Annotated in this window: 9 protein-coding genes; 1 reads left to right on the forward strand and 8 read right to left on the reverse strand. The window is 52.6% G+C overall.

Features of this window, described 5'->3' with window-relative positions:
• Window positions 1-84 precede the first annotated feature (84 nt).
• The 6 genes from CRP01_RS14075 to CRP01_RS14100 form a co-directional block, all read right to left on the reverse strand.
• Window positions 85-2,583 carry a hypothetical protein gene (locus CRP01_RS14075; protein ID WP_099150691.1) on the reverse strand — a complete coding sequence of 833 codons (2,499 nt, stop codon included), beginning with the start codon at window positions 2,581-2,583 and terminating at the stop codon, window positions 85-87.
• A gap of 11 nt (window positions 2,584-2,594) precedes the next feature.
• Window positions 2,595-3,995: a sulfatase family protein gene (locus tag CRP01_RS14080; RefSeq protein WP_222845734.1), complete on the reverse strand. Its 1,401-nt coding sequence runs from the start codon at window positions 3,993-3,995 to the stop codon at window positions 2,595-2,597.
• 155 nt (window positions 3,996-4,150) lie between these two features.
• Window positions 4,151-5,845, reverse strand: coding sequence for a RagB/SusD family nutrient uptake outer membrane protein (locus CRP01_RS14085; protein ID WP_099150692.1), 1,695 nt, complete (start codon window positions 5,843-5,845; stop codon window positions 4,151-4,153).
• 4 nt (window positions 5,846-5,849) lie between these two features.
• A complete protein-coding gene (locus CRP01_RS14090) occupies window positions 5,850-9,320 on the reverse strand; it encodes a SusC/RagA family TonB-linked outer membrane protein (RefSeq protein WP_222845735.1) in 3,471 nt (1,156 codons plus the stop codon).
• A gap of 72 nt (window positions 9,321-9,392) precedes the next feature.
• Window positions 9,393-10,418 carry a FecR family protein gene (locus tag CRP01_RS14095; protein WP_099150693.1) on the reverse strand — a complete coding sequence of 342 codons (1,026 nt, stop codon included), beginning with the start codon at window positions 10,416-10,418 and terminating at the stop codon, window positions 9,393-9,395.
• Window positions 10,419-10,582: 164 nt separating this feature from the next.
• Entirely contained in the window at window positions 10,583-11,194 is a 612-nt protein-coding gene (locus CRP01_RS14100) for an RNA polymerase sigma factor (protein ID WP_099150694.1), read from the reverse strand.
• Window positions 11,195-11,669: 475 nt separating this feature from the next.
• Between CRP01_RS14100 and CRP01_RS14105 the strand changes: the two genes are divergently transcribed.
• Window positions 11,670-12,494, forward strand: coding sequence for a M57 family metalloprotease (locus tag CRP01_RS14105; protein ID WP_099150695.1), 825 nt, complete (start codon window positions 11,670-11,672; stop codon window positions 12,492-12,494).
• 1,676 nt (window positions 12,495-14,170) lie between these two features.
• Here the strand turns inward: CRP01_RS14105 and CRP01_RS14110 are convergent.
• Window positions 14,171-15,163, reverse strand: a complete 993-nt coding sequence (locus CRP01_RS14110; RefSeq protein WP_099150696.1) for a c-type cytochrome — start codon at window positions 15,161-15,163, stop codon at window positions 14,171-14,173.
• A 447-nt stretch (window positions 15,164-15,610) separates the two neighbouring features.
• Window positions 15,611-16,192 (reverse strand): hypothetical protein, encoded by a 582-nt coding sequence (locus CRP01_RS14115; protein WP_099150697.1) that lies wholly within the window; start codon window positions 16,190-16,192, stop codon window positions 15,611-15,613.
• Window positions 16,193-16,596 lie beyond the last annotated feature (404 nt).

Below are 16,596 nucleotides of genomic sequence, written 5' to 3' on the forward strand. Positions count from 1 at the left end.
CCAATCCGGGCACCATCCGGAGCAAAAACAAAAGGGCCTGTCAGACCCCGAAGATCCGACAGGCCCCACCCACCAGCTTCCACTTTACCGGTACACCAGCCAGGTGGTAGCCGTGCAATCTTTATCCGTTTTAAACCGGATCCAGCGGGCCTGAAAACCTTCCGGGAACTGGTATTCCAGCTTTTCTCCGGCCGGCACACTTAGCGTCTCCACCGTCATCCAGGGGCCGTGGCCCACCGGTTCGGCTTCAATGGTAAAGCTGACGGCCTCCGCCTGATCGTGTTCCAGAGTCAGGGTCTTTTCGTCGTAAAAGCCGATCAGGTAGGGATCGGAAACTTCGCCGTACTTCACCGCCGAATCTTTCCAGGGACCACCCTCTCCTACCGGCTTACCCAGTTTCCAGAGATCGTCGATCACGCCCGCCCACACGGCGGCCTGTCCGTCCTCGGAAGCGACAATATGCGGATTATCCGCCGCTTTGGCCGGGTCCACTCCGGTCAGGATCAGCATGCCCCGGTAGGAAGCATAATCGTGCACCCGGAAGTTGTGGGAAGAAACGGGCCTGATCTTGGCGAAACCGTCCGCATTTTCCGCAGGTAGCTCGTAGAACGTACCCGAGCAGCTAAAGAGGTCCCGCTCCGTGGCCACTTCCCGGGCGATCCGCAGAGCGCCCGCATCGGTCAGGTCCTTGTAGGCCGCATTACCGAGCGGTAATCGCCAGCGCCGTCCCTTGTCATCCACCACCAAAACGGAAGAAGCCTCAATGGAGATCACTCCTTTAGGGATGGTATAATTCTCCCGGATAAAGGTTTCCATTTCCGCATCATCGCGGCGCTGCAGGTTCATATTGCCGTCCAGTTCGTAATAGCCTTTCGGACTGGCCGCTCCACCTTCGAAATGGGTTGCCGCAACGCCCAGGGTCCGGCGGTTATCGCCCAGTTCGTGCAGCAGCCCGCCCACGGTACGGGTCGATCTGACCGGAGTAATTCCGGAAAAAATGGCGTCCGGCTCGGTTTCGCGGGTATCCGCATCACCGTAAAAGAAATGGACGGTGGCTTGGGTCGATCGGTCTGTTTTCACCCGGATCCATTCTCCGGGCGTATCGGCCGCAAAAGCAGAGGGTACCGATGCGCCCGGGGCGACTTCCACCCGGCTGAGTTCCGACCATTGGCCGTTGCCGTCCCGGTCCGCTTCAAAAGTGAAAGTAACGGCCTCAGAGCCGGCGTTGTGGATCCAGGCGGTCCGGTCCGGCCAACCGGCGAACAGGAAAGGCTCTGATGCTGTATTGGCAGCTACGGATTCATTCAGCCAGACGGCCCCTTCGGCGGTATTGGGTCCCAGGTGATCCGGTTGCTCCATCGAGGTGAACCACAGGTTGGAATTGGACTGCCCGGCTCCCTGGATCTTTCCTTTGGCCTTACGTTTATTCAGGAATTCCGCCTTGGCCGAATCATCACATCCGAAAACCAGCCGATCTTCCCAGCGGGTAAAATCACCGATCACCTTCAGGTAAGCCGAGCGCGGGCGAATACCCGCTGTCTGGTCCGAACGGAAATCTCCCGGAAAATCCCAGAACATCCCGTGCATCGTCATCAGATAGTCCGGATCCTGGGGGGTACCAATGTCGCGGATACGGGGCCACTCCGTATTCCAGCCGTGGGCACCATCGTAGCTGTGACTGGCCTTCGGAAGCCGGAAAAAGGACCAGCTACCGCCGTCGCGAACGCCCAGCAGCACGGATTTGTGATCCCAGCCCGTGGTCCAGATGGGGTCCGTTTCCGGATTTTCGTTGCCGTAGATGCCGCCGGGACCGGTCACTTCCACAAACTGATTGCGGCGGACCAGCTTCCAGTTGTCGCCATCCCATTCGGAGAGGGATCCGGCCGGGATATCGAACTGCTTTTGGGCCAACTGCCCGGATTCCCCGTTGTTGGAATACACCAGCACTCCCTGGCCGGAATATAGTCCTTTGCCGTGGGCGCCGTCCAGTAGCGCCGTCGGCTGGTTCTCGGACGTATCCTCGCCTTTATCGTGTTTGGTGTTGCCGTCTTCGTACAGCATATTCACCGCCAGCGTATGTACGTCCACTTCGTAAAAACCTTCTTCCATGGTGCCGTAGTAGATCTTATTGGCCGGATCGGTCAGGTGGCGGGCATTGCCGGTATGCCGCCCGGACATTTCGGTATAGGGGATCGACCGCACTTCGCCCGCTGCACTGATCGCATAGGGACCGATGAACAACTGATCGCTTTCTTTATGGATCATCCGGTTGGCGGGCGTTCCTCCGAGACTTTCATCACGTACGATCTGCTCCAGGTCCGGCGTGATCTGGTACAGTTTATCCGATGAGCCATTGGGCAAATGCGGCCCGTAGGTGATCACCCACAGATCGCCGGCCCAGGGCACTACCGCTCCCGTGCCGCACTCGTTCTCGTTGTTGTAATAGGCCAGATGTGGATAGATCCCGCTAAAACTGGGTGGGCCGTCGGTAGTACCGGTCTCCACCGGCTCGGAAACGCCGCAGGACAATGCGAAGCCCGCCAAAACTGCCAGCAGGTTTGGTAATTGCAATAACTTATTCATTGGTTGATGTTCTATGATTTTTCTTGAAGAATGTTTTGTTGATGGCGGTCGATGTACAATTCGAGTTCCCGAAGCGTTTCGCCGTATTCCGGTTGATCCGCCAGGTTGTTCATTTCCCAGAAATCGTCCCGTTGGTGGTACAGCTCCCGAAAGTCCACTTCTTCCAAAGCGGCGTCCTTATACGTAACAATATACCGAAATTCATCGGTGATGATGGTCAGGTTCGGTTGGGCGCCGCCGTAGCCACCCAGACCTTCGTAAACAATAGCCGGACGTACTTCCTGCTGCGCTCCCCGTAGCAGGGGCAACAGACTTTTCCCGTGCAAATTAGCCGGCACTTCCGTTCCTACCAGTTCCAGGATTGTCGGCAGCACATCCAGATTGGAAACCAGGGCCGCGGAGGTATCGGCCGCAATACCCGGGCCCCGCACCAGAAAGGGCACTTTGGAACTGGGTCGGTAGGGCAATACCTTGCTGGTGAAGCCGTGATCTCCGAGCATCCAGCCATTATCACTCAAAAAGAAAACGTAGGTATTGTCGGCAATTCCCTGGGCATCCAGTTCCCGGAGTACCCGCTCGATAAAGCCGTCCATCTCTGTGATCACCGCGTAATAATCCAGGGTATGGGCCTGAATGGCGGCCGGGTCCGGGTAGCCGTACTTTTGGGCCTGGGTCCGGTTGCGAACGCTCCGAAGGTATTCCGGTTTGCCGCTCAGGTCATCCAGCCGGTTTGCCGGTACCGGCATGGCTTCCGCCCGGTACTTTGCTTTCGTCGTATCCTGTGCCGGCCAGGTATGCCGATGGTCCATATGGGGCGTCTGGGTGCAGTGGAACAGAAAAAAAGGCTGCTCCCGTCCGGCCTGCTCCCGGATAAAATCTACCGAACGATCCGCGCAGTACGCATCGCAGTGGATCTCCGGGCGCAGGGTATCTCCCATATCGAAGATCTCCCGGCCGTAGTAGGTGCCGTTGCTGTAGAAATAGTTGTGGAAATCAAAGCCCAGCTGCCCGGGTGGTGTCGGCAGGTGCCACTTTCCGGACATTCCCGTAGCGTAACCGGCCGCTTTCAGATACTGCGCGATGGTTTTTTCTCCGGCGTGCAGACGACTGTTCAATTCCAGAACGCCGTTGGCGCTCCCGTAACGGCCGGTGAGCAACGCGGCCCGGCTGGGGCTGCACAGCGCAAAGGCGACATTGGCCTGGGTAAAGCGCCGGGATTGCCCGGCCAGCTGATCGATACCCGGGGTCAGGATCACCTCGTTCCCGTTGAACGCGGCGGCATCGAATTGCTGGTCATCGGTCAAAATGACGACAATGTTCGGTTTGGACTCGGTCTTGTTTGTTGGCTGGGACGTCGTGCTGCACGATAGTATCGTTAGCAGCAGTGGGCCCAGCAATTGGTAAAATCGCAAAATGGTTTTTTTGTTGTGGTGTTGAAGTGTTGAAGTTTGGGGGTGTTAAGGTGTTGGGAGGACCGACTGCCTCAAATTATTTTCAACTGTAAATCAGAGATTATAATACAACCGATCATCCCAACTATCCTGTTCACAGGCACATTTTCCCGGAGTTAGTAGCCGGGATTCTGCCGCATATTACTATTGATCAGGATCTCCTTGGTAGGAATGGGCCAGAGGTACTGGCGGGATTCGTCGAATGCCCGGTCGGCCAGCAGTTTGATCAGGCCTTTTTCGTACATCGGCGTGAAATCCGCTACGCCGTCTTCGTCAACGGGTGGCACTTCGGGGAAAAACCACAGATCTTTAGCCACTACTTTTTCCCGCAATTCGGCTACATCCAGCATGCCGTAGATGTCGTTATTGAGCACCTTATCGGCCAGTTCCCAGCGAATGATATCCATGTAGCGGCGGTCTTCCAGCGCGAGTTCCGTTCTACGTTCCAGCCGGACCAGTTTTCTCAATTCGGTCTGATCCGTGGTCGTCACGGCCGGATAGGCATCCGCCGCAGTCGGATCCAAACCGTAGGCACGCGCCCGAACGGCATTGATCGCATCGAGCACCGACTGATCGATATTACCCAGTTCAATGCTGGCTTCGGCGTACATCAGGAGTACATCCGCGTAGCGAACGATCTTCTTTTCCGGATCCGTCAGGCGATCGTCCGACCAGTCCTCATCCACGCCTTTTCTCCAGACCAGTCCGTTCCAGGAAGCCCACTGAATGGTACCTCTCGAATCGTTATTGGTCTGGTACTTGCCGGCATTGAGGTTCAGTACCTGCAGGGTATCCGGGTGGGGTTGGTAGATGAAGCCCAGGTGTTCCGCTCCGAAAGGCACGATGGTTTCCGCCAGTCGGGGGTCCCGATTAGCGAAAGGATCGTGCGGATCAAACAAGGGGGATTCATCGATGGGCAGACCGTCCGTGCAGAGATAGGCGCAAAACAGATCCCAGGACGGATTGTAAGCGGACCAGCCCCCGGCATTGCGGGTAATGGTGGCCCGTACCGGATAGTTTGACCCCAGCGCCACATCCAGTTCTACCGAGCGGGGGATCGCGAAAATGGATTCTGCGGAATTTTTGTTGTTGGCCAGGAACAGTGCCCCGTAGTCCGGATAAAGTTCGTATATCCCGAGGTCCATACAGGCCTTTGCAGCATCAGCTGCGATCTGCCAGTCGCTCTGGTAAAGGGCCGTGCGGGCTTTCAGTGCCAGTGCCGCTCCTTTGGTGGCCCGCTGTAATTCCGAACCTCCGTAACTTACCGGCAACTGCGCAATGGCGATATCAAAATCCTCGTAGATGCCCTGCAGTACGCTTTCCTTTTCCGTCCGGGATTTACTGAAAGCATCCTCCAGTTCGAGGATATCCTGGTAGTACACCACATCGCCGAAATGATTGACCAGATTGGCGTACATGCTGGCGCGAATGAAACGGGCCTCGCCTTCGAACCGATCGATCGTTTCCTGGGGTACCACCCCGGCAATACGATCCAGGTTCTGCAAAACCGTATTGGCCCGGGCGATCGCTTTGTAGGAATTGGTCCACAGCGTGCTCACCGTCCCCCACTCGCCGTTAACGGTAGCGTTGGTGATCGGGGTAGTTGCACCGCGGCTCGTCCAGTCATCCGTCCAGGAATCGTCATCGGTAAACCAGAACACTTCCCGGTACAGGTCATTGAGCGCCATGGTTACTTCCGTTTCGTTGGAATACCAGTTTTCACTGGAGCCCTCGGAAAGCGGATTGACGTCCAGTTCGGCGCAGGCACTTAGTAATAATAGTCCGAATATATAGATGGTGTATTTTTTCATGATCCTAAAATTTTGCAGATAAGCCAATGATAAAGGAGGTGGTAATGGGATAGCCGTGTACGGAGGCCTCCGGATCCCAGCCCTGAGGATAGCGATCGATCGTCAGCAGATCAATGGTGTTGACGAATACCCGCAGGCTTTGCAGGCTGATCTGACTGGTGATGGACTGGGGCAGCGTGTACCCCAGGTTCACGTTCTTCACCCGGAAGTAACTGCCCGGATGCAACCAGAAATCGGACATCGCGTAGTTGTTGTTCCCGTTGTTAAAGGAAAGCCGGGGATAGCGGGCGTTCAGGTTCTGTTCCGGCGTGTTGTACATGCTCCAGTAATTGCCGTCATACTCCGTAGAAGCATTTCCCCAGGCTTCCAGGAAGGGGTTTACCATGATCCCGGTGAGTCGGTTATTCTGACGGCCTACACCCTGCACGCCCAGTGCAAAATCGAAGCCTTTAAAACCCAGTCGGATACTGCCGCCGTATTCATACCGGGGCATGGATCCGCCCAGCAGTACGCGATCGTATTCGGGAGAGATCATGCCGTCGGGTACGCCGTCCGGACCGCTGATATCCTTGTACTTGACATCTCCCGGCCGTACGCTGCTGTTCGTCACCGGTGAAGCGTCCACTTCTTCCTGGGTCTGGAAAATGCCTTCCGAAACGTAGCCGTACCACTCATTGAACTGACTGCCGGCAAATTTCACCTGGTTACCCAGGAATTCCGTGCCACCCAGATCGCCCATGGTGGATCTGAAATCGGCAAAGTTGACGGAAAAGGCGTAGTTGAAAGCGCCGACCTGATCTTTCCAGGTCAACTGGGTTTCCCAGCCCGTGGTCCGCATCTTTCCGGTATTCTGGCTGGGGTTGTCAAAGCCGATGTAGTCGGGGATCTCCAGTGCCAGCAACATATCCTTGGTGGATTTTTCGAAATAATCCGCAGAAAAGGTCAGGCGGTAATCCCAGAGGCTGACATCCAGTCCGATATCGTAGGATTCGGTGGTTTCCCAACTGATGTCCTCAATGGCATACTCGACCTGGGCGGCGGTTTTACTAGCCACCACCGAATTCCCCTGGTAGAACAGTGCATTGCTGAACGCAATGGTGGACTGGTAGGGATAATTGCCGATCCGCTCGTTGCCGAGAGTACCCCACGAAGCCCGGAATTTGAGGAAGGAAAGGTCCTCGATATCCCGGAAAAAGGATTCTTCGGACAGCACCCAACCCAGAGACACGGAGGGGAACATCCCCCAGCGATAGTCCTCGTGGAAACGGGAGGAGGCGTCAAAGCGCACATTTCCCTGCAGCAGATAACGGCCCTTGTAGTTGTACATGATCCGGCCGAAGTAGGAATTGTAAGCATTCTCCCAGGCGCTGCCACCGTTGTCGCGGTATTCCAGCGGTCCTACGCTCAGATAGGGGAAGGTGTGCAGATCGTACTGATCCCGGGAAGCGCTCAGACTTTCGTTAAAAGACTGGAAGCTCTCAAAACCGGCCATGAGGTTCAGCCCGTGATCACCGAACTGTTTGTCGTAATTGGCCAGAAACTGCCAGGTGACACGGTTGTAATCATTCCGCACCTCGGAAACTGAGGTCGTAGAGGCGCCTTCCATAAATCCTTCAAACACCGTGGGATCATCGGCTGCGTAGTACGGTATCTGTTTCCGGAACAGTTTGCCCTTATTTACGCCCATTTGCGGCGCCAGTACGGCCGAAAGTTTCAGTCCTTCCACCGGCCGGAAATTCAGGGCCATCCGGCCACCGAAGAGATTATACCAGTCGTCGTTGAAACCACCGTATCTGGTTTGGGCGAAAATGTTGGCCCCGGATTTACCGGAGGCGATACGTCCGTCGCTCCAGGTAGCGGCGTAGATCGGCGCCGAGATCCGCATGCGGTACATAGGATCTATAGCCGGTTGCTCGGAAATGGTGCGTTTAAAATTGATATCGAAAGACACCGACAGGGCATCACTGATGGAAAAATCGCTGTTGAAGCGGGCCGTCATCCGCTGGTAAGTACGGCCGTCGTACAGGGCGCCGATGTTGTCGTATACCAGGGAGGTCAGCGTCCGGATCTTATCGGAGCCGGCGGTCAGAGAGAGCGAGTGACTTTGGCGCGGTGCGTAATCATTCTGCATCAGCGCGATCCAGTCGGTATTCGGATAAAGATCCGGGTTTTGCCGGTTCAGATCATCGTAATTCTCCACCAGGTCCCGGGTGAAGGTCGGATATTCGTCCGCACCATTACCGGCATCATTCCAGGATAGTTCGTTGAACATTTCCATGTAGCGCACCGCACCCACGAATTCCGGGTTCATGGTGGGTCGTTCGGCTCCATATTCTACGTTGTACTGCAGGCCCAATTCTCCGGTTTTGGCCCGTTTGGTAGTGATCAGGATCACGCCCGCAGCGGCTCTGGAACCGTAAATGGAAGCGGATGCCGCATCCTTCAGTACGGAAATATTCTCTACATCATTGGGGTTGATATCGTTGATGTTATCCATCGGCACGCCGTCCACGATGATGAGCGGATTGCTATCGCCAATGGTGGTCACCCCGCGGATCCGGATGTTGGCGGTAGCGCCCGGGGCATTGCTGCCGCGCGTAACGGTCACCCCCGGCATGGAACCCTGGAGCGCCTGCGAGAGCTGCACCGTATTGCGGTCCTCGATATCCTCGGATTTCAGTGTGGAAACGGCCCCCGTCAGGTCTTTTTTCACCTGACTGCTGTAGCCGACGATCACGACCTCATCCAGTACCTTCACATCTTCTTTCAGGCGCAGGTCGATCACGGTCTGCCCACCGACGATCACTTCCTGCATCATAAAGCCTACGGCGCTGAATACCAGCACAGTACTTTCGTCCGGCACTTCTATGGAGTAAAGGCCGTCGAAATCGGTAACCGTACCCTTGGTGGGATCCTCTTTAAAACGGATGGTCACACCGGGGATCGGCACTCCGTTCTCGTCGGTGATCCGGCCGGAAACCTGCATTAGCGATTTGCGCAGATCGGATAAGGAACGGATCACCGTGCGGAGCTTGGAGGTGCTGTTGCCCTGCTGTTGCTGCAAACTCAGTTTGCCTTTAGCTTCCAGTTTCTCGATCTGCTGGATCTTGCGTTTAATCTTGCGGACGTCCTTGTTCCCGCGCCGGGTATTGAGGTGGATGACGAAGTATTTGTCACCTATATTCTGGCATCGCAAACTGGTCTCGTCCAGTAAACGGTTCAGGGCGGAGTTGACGCCCTCTCCCTCGATAAATTCAAAGTCGACCTCTATCTCACTCAGCAACTTGGTCTCAAAAGAAAAAATGACCTGATATCTTTCGCCGAATTCCTTCAGGACTTCGGTCAGTAGTCTCGGTTGTAGTTCGTTAAAAGCGAAGTGGTTGGTACCCGCTCTGATGCCCTCGGCGCCGATCCCGCTCCCCAGTAAAAGGAGTGAAATCACCAAGAGACCTTTGTAAAGGTTCCCAAATTTCATAATTTAGTGATTTTGTTGAAGTATTAATTAGTACTGGCTGAAATTACCCTGCCCGGTAGTTTCAGCTTTCTTTTATTCCACTATATAGGTGTCGCCCAATTTCCGGATATCGAGGTTCAGGGTTTTCCCGATGGCGTCGATGGCCTGGTCCAGATTTTCGATGGGGATGGCCGTATCCATGGTCCGGGAGTAATGGGACGTATCCGCCACTTCGAAGCCTACTCCGTAGATGTCCTTCACCTCCTCCAGGATCTGCCGCAGGGGGGCATTTTCAAAGAACAGGAAATTGTCCATCCAGGAAGTATGCAACTGAGCCTGCACCTGTTTTTTGGCCGGCAATTGCTTGTTATGTTCGGAATAGGCCACCATCTCGCCGGGTTCCATTAGCAGTTTTTCCTCCAGTCCTTCCAGTTCCAGTCGTATGCTTCCCTCTTCCAGGAAGACTTCCGTTTCCTGGTGGCGGCTGTTCACATTGAAGACTGTACCCAGTACTTCGACGGTGAGGTCTTCGGTGATCACCTGGAATTTCTGCCCGGTCTCCGTTTTTTTCTCTACCTCGAAAAAGGCCTCCCCGGTAAGCCATACCCGGCGGTCTTCCGTTGCGGTCCAGTTGGATTCGTATTCCAGCGTAGAATTTGCATTGAGTTCTACCTGCGAGCCGTCCGGCAGGGTGATGGATTGCCGCTGCCCGTAGGCGGTCGTTACGGTGATCGTTGCGGGTCCGCTCAGCAGCCACCAACCCGCCAGGATCAACAACAGGATCGAAGCGGCGATGGCCAGCGGTTGCCGGTACAACTGACGACGGTGGCGTATCCGGAGCGGGTTCGGTTTTTCGTTTTGTCGGCGGATGCGCGCCTGCATGCGGGTGAGCATTTCCTGCTTTTCGTCCGGATTCAGGCCGTCCTGCAGGGTAGTTTGGCTCAATCCCTCTACCAGCGTTCTGGCGCTGGCCATGGTATCCTTTTGTTCCGGATATTGTATCAGAAAGTCAGCCCAGAAATCGTCGTCCTCTTTTTGGGATTGCATTACCCAGCGCCGGAAGTCATCATCTTCCAGAAAATCCTGTACCGAGTAATTCGCGTATTTATTTGCGTTCATGAATTAAGTTGATGTGATTTTAAAGCTCGTGGTTGGGCCATTTACCTCTATTGTGCAGGCCAGATCCGGAATATGCATTTCCGGGAAAACTTTTTTCGATTTTTTTTGAAAAAAGGTCCGGCAGGTGGGGTGAGACGGACGAAAGGAACGGTCTTCGGATCAGATCAGGATAGAAGATAGGTCAACAGCAACAGGCAGAACAACAGGATCTGATCCATCGCCCGGCGCAGGCCTTCGATCGCCTGCACGATGAAGCGCCCGATGGTGCCTTTTTTCACCTCCATGATCCGGGCCATTTCTTCGTAACTCATGCCCTGGTAATAGCGCAGATGGATGGCTTCCCGCTGACGGGCGGGCAGATTCCCTATGGCCGTACGCAACCGCTGCCGGGATAGTTCGGAGGTTTCCTGCCGGATGATAGCCGCTTCGATGGATTCGTCGCCAACAGGATACTCCCCGGTCTGCGTTGCGAAGGCATCTTCATCTTCCCGGGCCAGATAGCGCCGGTTCGCCTGCAGGCGCCGCAGGATGATCCGCCGCAGACCGGTGAACAGGAAGGCTTTCAGTTTTTGCACCGCCGGGCACTCCTGCCTTCTTTCCCAAAGATCGCAAAGCAACTCCTGGATACTGTCCTTGATCAATTCCCGGTCGGCAGTAATGGTGCAGCCGTAGTAGAAAAGCGGATCGCTGTACAGGTGAAACAGACGAACGAAGGCATCTTCGTTCCCCGACCTAAAGGAATCCCAAAGCATTGTTTCGCTTAGCGGTCGTTCCATAGAAATCTAAATTTCACCGTAGTTTTGAAATGAAATGTAAGGCTTTATGGGAATTTAGCAAAATTATATTCGCTTTCCTTTGTTTTTGCTGCGTATCTGAAGTTCCCGAAGCGCCGGATCCTGAATAAAAATCAGTTGATTTTTTAGAATTGCCTGATAATATCTCTACTTTAGAGGCCATCTAAATCGTTTTACGCTAATCCGAATTTTCTTTTCCGTTCCCTTACACATTAAGGATGGTTCTCCATGCCGCTTACCGGTGCATCGGCCCGGTCGGTTGCATTTTTCCGCTGTCGCCATCTGCGGACCAGCCGATCGTTACCCGATAAGGCCTGCCCGCTGCGTGGCATATGCGAATCGTTATAATTTATTTTTTCTAATTCAGGTAAAGCCCCGGACGGAAAATCGCCGGTCGGTATGATTTCCGCCTATCCCCTATCCGTACGGTAAGCCTGATTATTTAATTCAACCAAGTATGAACGGAATTTTTAGATTTTTGCCCATGTTGGCCCTTGTAGCCCTGACCTTTAGTGCCTGCCAAAAAGAAAACCTGATGGACGAACCGTCCGATGTACCACAGGACGTGATCGACCAGCTCAGTCAGATGGGTTTCAACCCGGAAGGGATCGTCAAGATCGATCGCGGCTATCTCATCGAAAGGGATATCATCATTACGGAAGCCTTTCTCCAGCAGGAAAAACGCCCGGTGCGCGTACCGGGGATGGAACAGTACCACACCGACAACCTCGTGAGTACCAACGGTAGCCGCAACATCACCATGTACATCAAAACTTCCGGCTTTCGGAGTTTCAGCCAGTTCTACGTTGACGCACTGGACGAAGCGATCAGCCGCTACAACGCCGAGAACCTGAAAGTCTCCTTCACCCGGGTGACCAACGAGAGCAGTGCCGATATCTCGGTTACCAAACTCAATTTCCTGCAGAGCCTGATCGGCGTACTCGGTTCCGCCGGATTCCCGGACGCCAGCGGCAATCCCTACAATGAGATCCTGCTGAACGGCACCCTGGAAAACAGCTTTAGCGTGGAGGGGATGGCGACCGTGATCGCCCACGAGATGGGCCATTGTATCGGACTGCGCCATACGGATTATTTTGACCGGAGTATCAGCTGCGGCGGCTCTGCTTCCGACGAAGGCGCCAGCGACATCGGCGCCAATCACATTCCCGGCACACCTACCGGCGCGACTGCCGCGGCCGGTTCTTACATGCTGGCCTGTACGGATGGATCCGATCGACCGTTCAATCAGGATGACCAAACTGCTTTGGACTACCTGTATTGATCGATCATCAGTAGTATATGGAAACCAGGAGATGGGGTGTTTGGAAACAGGCGCCCCTCTTCTTATTATGGTAAGATCAAAAAAGAAAGGCACGAGCCATTCCCGGAACCAGTTGGGTTTGTGCTCGTGCCTTAGCCGATGAGGGTTATTAGATGTTTCCGGATGATCGGGTTGAATTTCTCGGAAAAACTACAAAATTTGGAACCTATCATATTTCCACAGGCCCCACCTTTGTGGGCACCTTAGTTGATCATCCGTCTACATTTCCATCACTAAAATTGGTTCACCAAAACCGTGATGAGCCGTTTTCATTGGTTGGGGTCAAAAATGTTTTTAACCAAATGATAGCACAAAGATAGTCCGTCCGGCACCCCGGGGCTAACACATATCTCCCCAAATGTATCACAGATGTAACAAGGGTAAATTGCTTGTGGTCAATGCATTTCGGACCTTATTATTCCCGCTAACACATATGTATCAGATCTCGACACGTATGTATCCGAGACCAAAGAAACAGGCAGAAATCTCTGGACTTTCGGATCAGCTCCAGAAATTACCGATAATTTTTTTTCTGAAAAGAATTCAGGATCTCAAGCAGGAATTTCCACTTTGTCGATCCGGGAAGTGGTCTAATTTTCGTTGGCCGCCCCGCTCTCCGTAGTATTTCCCTAACCCACATCGGGACCGCTGGTCGTCGTTTGTAACGACGACCTACTATCAAACGGCCGCCGAAATGGCTACACTTAAAGCTTGCCGAAATTACTAGATCTTCAAGTTTATAGAACTTTAGCGATTGGATACGAAGTCGCCGTTACAAACGCCTCCGAGCGGTCGAGGTACTGGCTTTGATTCGGCTGACTGCTGAAAAACAAACCACCGCTGGTCGTCGTTTGTAACGACGACCTACTATCAACCGACCGCCGAAATAGCTACACTTATAGCTTACCAGAATCACCAAATCTTCAAGTTTGTGGAGCTTTAGCGATTAGATACAAAGTCGCCGTTACAAACGCCTCCGAGCGTTTATGGGATGAGATTTGATTCGGCTGGTTGCTGAAAAACAAACTATCGACAATACTACCGGCAGCGATGTTGCTTTACCTGCTCTCCGTAGTATTTCCCTAACCCACATCGGAACCGCTGGTCGTCGTTTGTAACGACGACCTACTATCAAAACGACCGCCGAAATAGCTACACTTCTAGCTTACCAAAATTAATAGACCTTCGAGTTTGTGGAGCTTTCGCAATTGGATGCGAAGTCGCAGTTACAAACGCCTCTGAGCTTCTATGGGACGGGATTTGATTCGGCTGGTTGCTAAAAAACAAGCTAACGACTATACTATCGGCAGCGATGTTGCTTTACTATGGGCAGCGGCGTAGTTATCACCGTTCCCGCTATCCTATAATGCCCAAAATTTTCATCGGGACCGCTGGTCGTCGTTTGTAACGACGACCTAATATCAACACGACCGCCGAAGTGGCTACACTTATAGCTTACCAGAATTACTAGACCTTCGAGTTTGTGGAAACTTTCGCGATTGGATACGAAGTCGCCATTACAAACGCCTCCGAGCGTTTATGGGATGGGCTTTGATTCGGCTGATTGCTGAAAAACAAACTATCGACTATACTACCGGCAGCGATGTTGCTTTACTATGGGCAGCAGTACTAAATGCCTATTTAACGTATTCTTCGCCAGGTTCAAAAACAATCTTTTCTATTTTATTATGTACAGGGTCGAGCGATTGCAAGAAGCGATAGATGGCTTTTAGTTCAAGATCTTCCATTCTTTCATATGTTGCCCACGGCATAGGACTTCCTTTATGTACTCTACCTACCCGCATCCTTTTGATAAAGGTCGATTCATCCCAGGAGGCCATTATTCCTGTTCCTTTATGCGGAGTAAGGTTTGGAGTTACAAAGGAATATCCCTCTGTAAAACCATCAGGCATAAATAGTGTGCCTCCGGCAAAAGGAGCTCCTATAAAGTCTCCTGTTTTTAAATCCCTTTCGGTATGGCATCCATTGCAATTTGCTACTCTATTGGCTAAATAAGATCCGTAAGCAATAGTAGAATCAATTTCAACGGATTGGGGAGGAGTATTTTTAGGACCTTCGGGTTTAATTATTCCAAACGCAATAAGCGCCTTACCTAAAAAACTGTATTCTGTGGGCTCAACCTTATGCCTGACAGGTTCTTGGGAGCGCAAGAATGAAATAATGGCAACCAGGTCTTCATCACTGAGTTCCTGAAAGGGCATAAAAGGGAATACCAAGCCATGGTTTTTATTAACCGAATAACGTAAAGTCCGCGCAATTTCCCCATCAGTCATTCTGCCGATACCTGTTTCCATATCAGGAGTAATATTGGGAGCTCTGAACACACCGGGAAGAATGCTCAATTCCCAACCTCCACTGAGAGGCATTACTTTGCCATCTTCTGCTTCCTTGACTTTATCCATAGGAACATGACAGGAAATACAATGAGCCGGTCCCAAAGCAAGGTGTTTACCTCTGGCTATTACGACCGAGTCAGTAGATGCCATAATTTCGGGATAGGGAGCATCGTGTTTTTTGCCCCAGGTGAATTGGACAAAAGCAAATACTCCAACGATTATAAGGACAAGGACGATACCGGTCCATTTTAGAAGTTTGACTACACTTTTCATCCTGTTTTAATTGATTATCAGTATTACCATTTAATTCATAATCTCAACTGTGCATAATGTTATGCGACACGATCGGCCGAAACGCATGCGGAGGCTGGGCAGCTAGCGGCGTAGTTATCACCGTTCCCGCTATCCATAGAATTCCCAAAATCTTCATCGGGACCGCTGGTCGTCGTTTGTAACGACGACCTAATATCAACACGACCGCCGAAGTGGCTACACTTATAGCTTACCAGAATTACTAGACCTTCGAGTTAGTGGAAACTTTCGCGATTAGATACGAAGTCGCCGTTACAAACGCCTCCGAGCGGTTAGGATATGGGCTTTGATTCGGCTGATTGCTGAAAAACAAACTACAGACAGCAAGGAATTCCTCTATCCCAAAATAATCCCGGTTTTCATTCCCCTGCAGAATGAAAACCGGGACGGTATCTTAAGTTCGTCGGGCTACTTCACAATCACCCAGCCGTACATATCTGCCAGAACAAAATGTGGAGTAGTCGTGCAGATCACCAGGTATCTACCCGGCGTATCAAAAGTTCCCGGCGGGGTCGTCCAGGTAATTGGTTCGAGAGGTAGGGGCGGAGATAAGGCGATGCGGCCACCCGGATCATTGATGATAAAGTCAGGTATAAAAAAAGGAAAGGTAATATCCTCCGTGAGCGAGGTATCGATATCTTGCGGCTGGGTACCGGGTTCGTAAATGGCGGCCTGATGAAAGGGAGCCATTTCGTAATGGACCACTCCACCGGCTGCGATCACTACGGTTCTTGGCACTAATTTGTCCTTTGCATGATAAGACTGATCATGACCCGAGCCGGGAGGAAAGGGCGAGCCGGCATTTTCATCCCCAAATATTACGGTAGCACTGGAGGGCAGCCCCTGCCGTTCCGTAAGTTCCTCGTCCGGAGCATCGCGGGGTATTACCTGTTGTTTTTCACACGAGGCTACGAGTCCGGTTAAAATCAGAAAAAGCCCCAGGCTTTTCAAAAAAGAAAAGCGATTTGTTAGAATACTAAAGTTCAACATATTAATTGATTTTAGGGGGCACCGCTTATCAGCAGTACCTATTTGAAAAAGTGATAGGCCCATGGGGAGGGGATGGACAACCAATGATACGGGAGTAATAAAAAAGAGGACGAATGTTTTGTAGGAACAGTACGCGTACTTATGTACTTGCGGCAGAAGAACAATGAGCAGTAGGGACCGATCCGGTTCCCGGCGCCACGCTCTTTTCGCGTTGAAGTATTAAGACTAAGTTATATAAAAGGAATGTGCGGCACAACCTAACATCGAGATAGAAGCCCGGTAATCAGCAGATTGGCCGGAATGTTAGATTGGATGTCCGATTTTTGATAATCCGAGGTCCGGTCGCTGAGGGCTGGTAAGTGTTTTTGCTGAAAAACAAACCATCGGCTAGACTACCGGCAGCG

It is taken from the genome of Flavilitoribacter nigricans DSM 23189 = NBRC 102662 (assembly GCF_002646595.1).
Lineage (GTDB): Bacteria > Bacteroidota > Bacteroidia > Chitinophagales > Saprospiraceae > Flavilitoribacter > Flavilitoribacter nigricans.

Bases quoted from the DNA above. Each gene is read 5' to 3' on its own strand.
- CRP01_RS14075 (WP_099150691.1), bottom strand. From the start codon at position 2,583: ATGAATAAGTTATTGCAATTACCAAACCTGCTGGCAGTTTTGGCGGGC.
- CRP01_RS14085 (WP_099150692.1), bottom strand. From the start codon at position 5,845: ATGAAAAAATACACCATCTATATATTCGGACTATTATTACTAAGTGCC.
- CRP01_RS14090 (WP_222845735.1), bottom strand. From the start codon at position 9,320: ATGAAATTTGGGAACCTTTACAAAGGTCTCTTGGTGATTTCACTCCTT.
- CRP01_RS14095 (WP_099150693.1), bottom strand. From the start codon at position 10,418: ATGAACGCAAATAAATACGCGAATTACTCGGTACAGGATTTTCTGGAA.
- CRP01_RS14100 (WP_099150694.1), bottom strand. From the start codon at position 11,194: ATGGAACGACCGCTAAGCGAAACAATGCTTTGGGATTCCTTTAGGTCG.
- CRP01_RS14105 (WP_099150695.1), top strand. From the start codon at position 11,670: ATGAACGGAATTTTTAGATTTTTGCCCATGTTGGCCCTTGTAGCCCTG.
- CRP01_RS14110 (WP_099150696.1), bottom strand. From the start codon at position 15,163: ATGAAAAGTGTAGTCAAACTTCTAAAATGGACCGGTATCGTCCTTGTC.
- CRP01_RS14115 (WP_099150697.1), bottom strand. From the start codon at position 16,192: ATGTTGAACTTTAGTATTCTAACAAATCGCTTTTCTTTTTTGAAAAGC.